A 6712-nucleotide genomic window follows, 5' to 3' on the forward strand; every position below is an offset into this window, starting at 1 on the left:
CGGGTCAGCCCATCACCGTGCCTGAGTTCGCGCTGTTTCGGTTGCGCCTACGGGAGAACGCACCCAGGTTGATCTCCAGTCCGGTGCGCGGCGCCCGGAACCGGATGGGCACCGCGTCGTGGTCGAGGCCGTTCTCGACCTGGTTGATCAGCTCCGTCATCAGTTGCCCGACGACCGGCGCGTTCTTGAACTGGTTGCCGCTGGTTCCGATCGCGACGTAGAAGCCGTCGAGTTCGGTGCGGTCGTAGATCGGCGTCCAATCGTCGAGCCGCTTCGGCGGCCAGTAGCGGCCGACGTCGATGCCCGGAACGCGCTCGGCCAAGGTCGCGCTGTCCCATTCCTCGTAGGGAACGCCGATCTCGTCGAACAACGGAAGCCAGGACGCACGCGGAGCCGCCTCGACGTCCAGCATGACCAGCCCGCTCTTGCGGAACACCGCGAGGTCGCCGACGTCGTGCCCGAGGTGGCCGGCCCAGTCGAGCCAGCCGAAGTGCGCCTCCCACGCCGTCGCCACCCCGGCGGTCGTGGAGAAGTTGAACCGGACGATGGCACTCGATGCCGAGGTCGACCCCTGTCCGGCTCCGGCGGCCCGGTCGAGCACGACAACGCGGTGCCCCTCCCGCGCGAGCTCGAGGGCGATCGAAGAACCGATCACGCCCGCCCCGATCACGACCACGTCGGCGCTCGGGCGCTCACCGGGCACGGCAGGTCCTGAGGTAGCTGAGGAACGAGGCCTGCAGGCCGGTCACGTGCGTTTCGCGCAGGACCGTGCTGGTGACGGCTCCGCCGCGGGCGGTCAGATGGTGCAGGACGGTGGCTGCGTTCTTCGCGAGGTTCTGGTAGACGGCCAGGTCTCCGAGGAGCTCTTGGTCGTTGACGGTCAAGTGGAGCTGGGCGGCAGGCAGGCTGTCGCCCAGTTTTTCGAGCATCGCGAAGATCTGGCTGTCTTCACCGACGACGCCGGGACTGCCGGCGCCGATGGTCTCGAAGAGCGGGTTGCCGGTGAGCCAGGTGTAGAGGCTGAAGAGGCCGCCGTAGGAGTAGCCGAAGAGGCCGTGACCGCTCGCGGCGGTGCCGTAGTCGCGTTCGATCCGCGGGTGTAGTTCCGCGGTGAGGAAGCTCAGGAAGGCGTCGGCGTGGGTGTCTTGCAATTCGGCGAGGTAGGCGTCGGCTTCCTCGCGGGTCATGGCGCCCGTCCGGATTCCGGTCTCCACGGCGTCGACGAACTCCTGAGCGATGGGCTCCCCAGGTGGGACGAGGTCCCGGTTGCGCAGCCGTGCCCAGTGCTGCGCGTCTTCGCCCGCGTAGCCGACGCTGACTTGGATGTAGGGCTGGATCTGCTGCATGGGGTCTTTCTGGGTGACGATGAGCGGAGCCGTCATGCCCACGGCCCAGTTGCCGTCGAGCACGTACACGGCAGGCGCTTGCGTCGTGGCGGGGTCGTAGCTCGGTGGCGTGGTGACCCAGACGCCGTAGTGGTGCCCTCCGCTGGACCGCAGCTCGAAGTAGTCGGTGTCGGCGAGGCAGCCTTGCCACATGGTGGTCATCGAAGGTCCTTCACGATTCGGCCGGCCTGGAGAACGAGGACGGCATTGGCGGGATCGGCGAACAGCTCCGGGTCTTCGACCGGGTTGCCGTGGTGGCCGCCACGAGAGCTGCCATCGGTGTTTCGAGGTTCGCGCGCAGTCTGAGCTCCTCGCCCCGGCGCTGCTGGGCCGGGCCGACGAGATCGGAATCCAGCCCGATCCGCACTCCGGCCGCCTTCGCGACCGCGAGCGCCTTGGTCATCCGCTCACGAACACCCAGCACCCGATCACGAGTCGATTCGTCGAGACCTGCGCCCGCGGTGTCGTGCAGCAGTTGCTCGACGACGGCGAACGTGGGCACGAGGGCCACCCCGCGAGCGGCCATCAGGGTGGCCGTGGCTTCGTCGAGGTCGGTGCCGTGCTCGATGCAGCGCGCCCCGGCCTCGACCGCGTTCCGGATGCCGTCGTTGTTGTGGGCGTGCACCCTCACGTAGGTGCCCCGCGCCGCGGCTTCCTGGACCGCGACGGCGATCTCCCCGACGGTGAACTGGGTGTCGGTCAGCCGGTCGTGCGCGCCGACCACGCCGCCGGTCACGCAGAGCTTCAGGAACGAGGCTCCGCGCCGGAAGGCCTCGCGCACGTTGCACCGCAGCTCGTCCGCGTTGCCGGACAGCATGGACAGGGCGCACAGACCAGGCAGGTGATGGCTGCTCCACAGCTCGGTCGGTTCCCAGTCGGCTCCGTAGTAGCCGTGCCCGCCGATCTGGCACTGCACCGGCCCGCACGACAGCACGCGCGGCCCCCTGACCTTGCCCTTCGCGATCGCGGTGACGAGGCCGCCGTCGACCCCGCCGGTGTCCCGGACGGTGGTGAAACCGGCGTCGAGCGTCGCGCCGGCCGCGGCGAAGATGTTTGCCGCGAGTTCGGCGGCGCTGAGCCGGAACGAGAACTGCGGCTGGATCGGGCTCGACAATCCCAAGTGGACGTGCGCGTCGATCAGGCCTGGTGTCATCGTCAGGCCGTCGGCATCGAGGCGCTCGCCGACGGTACCGATCTGGGTGATGTGCCCGTCTTCGATGCTGACGTCGACGTTGATGGGGGTCGCGCCCCGATCCGTCGACGACCGTCGCGCCGACCACTTGGCACTGCCCCACGAGTCGCCCCCTCTGGCCGGCGCGGTTCTTTTCCAATGGATAAACTGCGGGAGTGGTCCTGTCAAGCACGGAACGCACCGGCGACGCCCGCGAGCGTCTCCTCGCCCGGCTCCTCGACGCCTTCGGCGAGGACCTTCCCGCACCGGAGGTGTCGCTGCGGGAGATCGCCGCCAGAGCCGAGACCAGCCACGCTCTCCTGCGATACCACTTCGGGTCGCTTCCGGGCGTCTTGGTGGCGATGCTCAAGGAGCAGCGCTCCCGGGACAACGCGATCCTCGTCGAGGCCGCTCGGCAGGGTGCTTTCGACGACCTCGTGGTCGCGATCTGGCGCGCCTACACGCAGCCGCAGCAGCTGTCGCGAGTACGCGGCTTCTTCCACGTCGTGGGACTCGCCGCGTACCGCCCGGAGGACTTCCGCGAGTTCATCGACTCGCTCGACGACCTGACCAAGGTGCTGGCCTCGCTCGCGGAACGCGAAGGGCGCGACGCGAAGGAAGCGCTGACTTTGGCCACCGTCACCATCGCCGCGATGCGCGGCTTGCTGTTGCAGGAAGTTCTCACGCCGACAGTCCACTCGGAGGACGCGGTCGCGTTGCTCTTGCGCATGAGCAAGGACAAATCCGCTCCACGACGTTGAGCGGATAGCCGCCGGCCTGCGAATGCCGGCGTTCGCGACGAAGTGGAGCACCGTGCCGACCGGACGTTGACGTGGGGTCGATGTGGTCGGGGTGCGGCGCCGGCAAGACATTCGGGATTTGGCCTACCGGGCTGACGGCCGTAGCGGTGAGTTCGACCCGCTGCCCGCTGCGCGGGAGGCTTGCTGAGGCATTCGGCTGAGGCCGTCGAGGATGAGGTCGAGCCCGAACTCGAACTCGTCGGCGAAGGCGAACCCGGTCTTCGCCAGTTCGGTGACCACCTCGGCGAGATAGGGGTAGTCCTCGAGTCCCGACGGCTTCCGGTCGACGACGGCTTTTTGCCGCCGCGCGGCTTCCGCCGGGATGTCGCCGGCGAGGGTTTTTTCCTGGAGGGCGAACCCGTAGACGTAGGCGTCCATCAGGTTGTACGCGTGTACGGCCACGCGGAAGGGAAAGCCCGCGTCACGGCGGAGGCACCGCATCACGGCGTTGTGGTGGTGCAGGTTCGCCGGTCCTGGGGTACCTGTCTCCATCCGGCCGACCGCCCACGGATGACGGAGCAAAGCCAGCCGCATCGATGCCGCGCGGCGGTGCATGGCGGTCCGCCAGTCGACGTCGACGGGTATCTCGACCTCGGCGAAGACCAGGTCGACCATGCCGTCGAGGAGCTCGCGCTTGTCCGCAACGTGCTTGTAGAGCGCCATGGGTACGACGCTCAACTGGGCCGCGAGCCTGCGCATGGTCAGGGCCTCGAAGCCGCCTTCATCCGCCAGCTCGACGGCAGCGTCCAGCACTTTGGCGCGGTTGAGCCGCTCCCGGCCGCCGGCCGCCGCAGTGTCCTGCATCGGGGTCCTCCACCTTCTGACCGGTGGCCCGGCCTTGACAGGTGTACATCGTACGCCTAGCTTGATCCCAGTAGAGGTGTACGCTGTACACCTCGGTCGAATCCCTCTCGGAGGAGCAAGACATGAGTGCCACGCCAAGACCGGGCCAGACGAAGCAGTTCTCCATGGCGCCCAGCGCAAGGAGCCTTTCGCGGGCCGCCGGAATCGCTGCCGCGATCGCGGGGGCACTGTTCATCGCGGTCCAGGTCGGCCACCCGGCCATGGACGTTTCGCTGGTCACCACCACCGACTGGGCCGTGCGCAGCACGGCGAAGGCGGTCATGGCCGCGCTGGCGCTCGCCGGCATCACCGGCATGTACCTGCGTCAAGTCCGGCAGACGGGAATCCTCGGCTTCCTCGGCTACGTCTTGTTCGCCGCCGGCTACCTGCTGATGTTCAGCATCGAGGTGCTCGCCGCCGCCGTTCTGCCCGCGCTGGCACCCACGGCGCCCGGCTATGTCGCCGACATCCTCGCCGTTGCCTTCGGCGGCACCGCAACCCATGGCATCGGCGCCATGCAGACCGTCATCGCGATCAGCTCCGTCGGCTATCTCGCGGGTGGATGCCTGTTCGGCATCGCGTTGTTCCGGGCACGCGTCCTCGCCCGGTGGGCGTCGGCGCTGCTTGCCGCGGGCACCGTCGCCACAGTCGCGCTCGCGGTGCTCCCGGAGTCGTTCAACCGGCCGTTGGCCGTTCCGACCGGAGTAGCGTTGATCGGCTTGGGCATCTCACTGTGGCGGACCCGGCCGGCCACGGGCAGCGACAACTCGGCGCCTCCCACTGTGGAACACGCCGCCGCACAATGATCATCGACGCTGCTACGTGAGCATCTCGCACGGCACCGGTACGGGTTCGTGTTCACGACGCCGAGCGGGACGTGCTTGTGGCGTTCGACGTTCCTGCGGCGAGTCTTCCGCCCCGCGGTCGACGGCAGCGAGGCGTCCGGGACAAAGGCGGGCTGCCCAACGGTCCGATCGGGGTTGACCTTCCATGGGCTGCGGCACAGTCACAGACCTGGCTGATCGCGGGCGGTGCACCGGAGATCGCCCAGGCTCGGAGGCTTGGTCATCATCTGGGCAACCGGGTCATCGAGACCTACTCCCACGTCGCTCCGGAGGTCGAGCAGCGGCTGTTGGACGATCTCGAGCGGCGCTGGCACGCGGCGGCCCCGCCACCACCGACACCCTTACCGAGTGTGGGCGGTGGCGCACGGTGGGGGTCACCCGCCGGGCGGGCCCAGGAGCAGCCGGAGGACCGCGCCGACGGTCGGCCGGGCTGGGGCGGTGCTCCAGTTCTGCCCCACCGGGAGCACAAGATCACGCCGTAAGCCGATCACCGAAGATCGAGCCCGGAACGCAGAAAACCCCTCCGGCCAGCCAGGAAAGCTGAAGCGGAGGGGTTCACTGAGATGTGGAGCTAAGGGGACTCGAACCCCTGACGCCCTCACTGCCAGTGAGGGTCGATCATGGTCCTGACCTGCGGCGATGGAGAATTGCCTAGTCAGATCATGCGCTTCGGTGCCGTTGTTGGCAACTCTGTGTTGTTGAGTGCAGTTGTGACAGGGGGTTTGCCCCAGCTGTGCCCCAGTGAAATTGGTGAGAGGATCGGCCGTCATTGAGTGACGAGGCCGGGCCGGGTTGGCCGTTGCTGTCATCTACTACAGCTCCATCCGCCGTTGCTCGGTCCGTCAACGGTGCCGGCCTCGGCGTACGTGTTGTTCCCTCCGTAGGTGTACATCTTGGTCTTGTCGGCGAAAGTCATGGTGCGGTATGGACCGCTCACGTAGGTGCGTTTGTCGTGATCGCCTTCGGCGGAGTAGGTGATCTCGATGCTCCATTGGTAGTTCGCCTTGCAGGCGGACACGTCGAAGCGGAGTGTGGCTGGCTCGTCCTTGGTCACGGTGAAGGTCGGTCCGATCGGGTCGCTGCGCATGCCCGGTACCGGCCCGACGGGGGGCGCCCAGCTGCAGCCTGAAAATTTCCCGGGATTGCGCTCTTCTTTGAAAGTTTCACGGGATCGCGCTCTTCTTTCGTCGCAAGCCGTAGACATGTTTGACACCACGAGTCGACCCCGCTTATCGTTCTGTCGAACCGGTTCGAACACGATTGCTTACCGACCGATGCCCTGCTCCACGGGCATGGAGCCGGTAGACGAGTCCATAGTGGACCTCTCCATTTTGGCGCCCCCCGGCAGGTAGTGACGATGGGTCCGATGATCGGTGTATCACCGTAGACGCGACACCCGCGAAAGGGGTTTCTTGATGCGTCAGAACCGCCCTCGCACGCTATCCCGGCGCTTCGCCCGCGCAGCGCTGGCCGGCGCCACACTCCTCGCGATCATCGGCACGGTACAACCCGCCGCCGCAGGACAGCCGGCCGTCGCAACACAGCCGGCCCCCGCGGCCGCAGCTGCCGGCGCCGCCGCGATCGCCTCGGTCGACCTGGCCGGGACGTGGAGTTTCACGCCGGCGGGTCGGGGGGCGACCTCGATCACCGTGCCCGGCGGCGGCTGGT

8 protein-coding genes are annotated in these 6712 nt (G+C 67.8%); 3 read left to right on the forward strand and 5 right to left on the reverse strand.

Annotated elements, in window-relative coordinates:
* Window positions 1-4: 4 nt before the first annotated feature.
* From AB0G28_RS45295 to AB0G28_RS45305, 3 genes are read right to left on the reverse strand one after another with little or no spacing between them, the layout of a single operon-like run.
* A complete protein-coding gene (locus AB0G28_RS45295; protein WP_361104412.1) occupies window positions 5-703 on the reverse strand; it encodes an FAD-dependent oxidoreductase in 699 nt (232 codons plus the stop codon).
* On the reverse strand, window positions 693-1547 hold the full coding sequence (locus tag AB0G28_RS45300; RefSeq protein ID WP_361104414.1) for an alpha/beta hydrolase-fold protein: 855 nt from the start codon (window positions 1545-1547) through the stop codon (window positions 693-695). The genes AB0G28_RS45295 and AB0G28_RS45300 overlap by 11 nt, the downstream gene beginning before the upstream one ends.
* A 10-nt stretch (window positions 1548-1557) precedes the next feature.
* A complete protein-coding gene (locus AB0G28_RS45305; protein WP_361104417.1) occupies window positions 1558-2538 on the reverse strand; it encodes an amidohydrolase family protein in 981 nt (326 codons plus the stop codon).
* A 194-nt stretch (window positions 2539-2732) separates the two neighbouring features.
* Here AB0G28_RS45305 and AB0G28_RS45310 point away from each other — a divergent pair, with 194 nt between their 5' ends.
* A complete protein-coding gene (locus tag AB0G28_RS45310; protein ID WP_361104420.1) occupies window positions 2733-3317 on the forward strand; it encodes a TetR/AcrR family transcriptional regulator in 585 nt (194 codons plus the stop codon).
* A gap of 123 nt (window positions 3318-3440) precedes the next feature.
* Here the strand turns inward: AB0G28_RS45310 and AB0G28_RS45315 are convergent, their stop codons facing one another.
* Window positions 3441-4160, reverse strand: a complete 720-nt coding sequence (locus AB0G28_RS45315) for a TetR/AcrR family transcriptional regulator (RefSeq protein WP_361104423.1) — start codon at window positions 4158-4160, stop codon at window positions 3441-3443.
* A gap of 122 nt (window positions 4161-4282) precedes the next feature.
* Between AB0G28_RS45315 and AB0G28_RS45320 the strand changes: the two genes are divergently transcribed.
* A complete protein-coding gene (locus AB0G28_RS45320) occupies window positions 4283-5005 on the forward strand; it encodes a hypothetical protein (RefSeq protein ID WP_361104426.1) in 723 nt (240 codons plus the stop codon).
* An 844-nt stretch (window positions 5006-5849) separates the two neighbouring features.
* Here the strand turns inward: AB0G28_RS45320 and AB0G28_RS45325 are convergent.
* Window positions 5850-6131, reverse strand: coding sequence for a hypothetical protein (locus tag AB0G28_RS45325; protein WP_361104429.1), 282 nt, complete (start codon window positions 6129-6131; stop codon window positions 5850-5852).
* 328 nt (window positions 6132-6459) lie between these two features.
* On the opposite strand from AB0G28_RS45325, the gene AB0G28_RS45330 reads away from it, so the two are divergent.
* Window positions 6460-6712 (forward strand): hypothetical protein (locus AB0G28_RS45330; RefSeq protein ID WP_361104432.1); only part of this gene is annotated, 253 nt, incomplete at its 3' end.

The organism is Amycolatopsis sp. NPDC021455 (assembly GCF_040640995.1).
GTDB lineage: Bacteria > Actinomycetota > Actinomycetes > Mycobacteriales > Pseudonocardiaceae > Amycolatopsis.